This window comes from Paraburkholderia sp. BR10923 (assembly GCF_040948765.1).
GTDB lineage: Bacteria > Pseudomonadota > Gammaproteobacteria > Burkholderiales > Burkholderiaceae > Paraburkholderia > Paraburkholderia youngii.
In genome coordinates this window covers 1-1,395 of record NZ_JBFPKO010000115.1, presented here as the reverse complement: position 1 = coordinate 1,395, position 1,395 = coordinate 1, and the positions used below count along the sequence as shown (strand labels likewise).

Here is a 1,395-nt window from a genome sequence, read left to right as displayed (position 1 = left end):
GGCAATGCTTCGCCGGTTGCGTGAGCACGACCAGATTGATTGGGAACGGGCGAGCCTCGATGCTGCCAGTGTTGCCAGCTCCCGGGGGGCCAGGAAACCGGCGCCAACCCGACAGACCGGGGAAAGCTCGGGTCGAAACGGCACATCGTTGCAGACGCGCGCGGCATTCCACTGGCCATCACGGTCACGGGCGCCAACCGACACGACTCGATGGCATTCGAGCCCACGCTCGATGCCATTCCGGCAGTCTCGGGTCTGAATGGCCAGCCCCGCAAACGCCCGGACAAGTTGCATGCGGACAACGGCAATGACTTTGCCCGCTGTCGGCGTTACCTGAAGCAGCGCGGAATCACGGCCCGTATTGCCCGTCGCGGCGTGGAAAGCAAGGAGCGGCTCGGGCGGCATCGCTGGGTGGTCGAGCGCACGCATGTATGGTTTGCCGGTTTCGGCAAACTGCGCATTCGTTTCGAACGGCGTCTCGACATTCATAGTGCTTTGCTTTCCCTGGCTGCTGCCGTTATCTGCTCGCGCTTCGAGAGGGTAGCCGCGTTCCCTCTCAGAAACGCGGCCCCCGAAGAACCGTACGTGCGAGTTTCCCCGCATACGGCTCGCGCACGGCGTTAAGCATCGTGCTGATGCCGGCTGCGTCTGTGCATACGCAACCTTCGCTAGCGTCGCATCGTCGATTCGTCCCGAAACCGAGACAAGGGCGCTGAGCCGTAGACCAACCGGCCTCTCACAAGCTTCCCTTCGGTGAACCCCAGATGCGGACTCACGACAGCCGCACCACACGCACGTCAGCACCCTTTCAGGTCGAGGCAAATCTTGAACCCCTATATTACCCGTTACAGGCAACCCTTCGCTTCTTGCGCGTTCTCACTCCCGCTTTCCCAACAGTATTCCTCGCGGTTTACCTGCCTCCGTTTCCTTGACGCGAAACGATGACGGGAAATCGGGGTTCCCGCGTTCCCATCTCCACCGACCCGAGCACTTCTGGGCCTGTCCGGTTAGCACCTGCCTCTTCCCCGATGGCGTTTTGACGACGTGCGCCCACATCAAAAAGGCGCAACCAGCCATATACCTTTTGGTCAGAGCCAACAGCAGCTTGGGCTCTTTCACAATAACGAGGATTCTGTCAGCAGTTCACGTACGTTGTGCATGCGGAACTTGCCTGGCCCCCACACCGCACGGCGGCTGGCAGTGTCGATTCCTTCCCGGTTGCCCGGGTGAACCGCCTTAACGGAGGGTACGTTGTCCCCGGAGCTTCGCACCCGACCGTTACCAATCGCGCGCGTCCGGGTAGGCAACTGCTGGTCGTACAGCAGGTCACGGCTTCAAATTCCCATATTCAGCCTGTTGAATGTGACAAGGCAGAGAAGAGCTTGGCCATCCACT

1 pseudogene is annotated in these 1,395 nt (G+C 60.7%); it reads left to right on the top strand.

Annotation, left to right across the window (positions count from 1 at the left end):
* A pseudogene (locus AB3X94_RS41615) lies at positions 1-534 on the top strand (IS5 family transposase); the annotation flags it as partial.
* Positions 535-1,395: the final 861 nt, after the last annotated feature.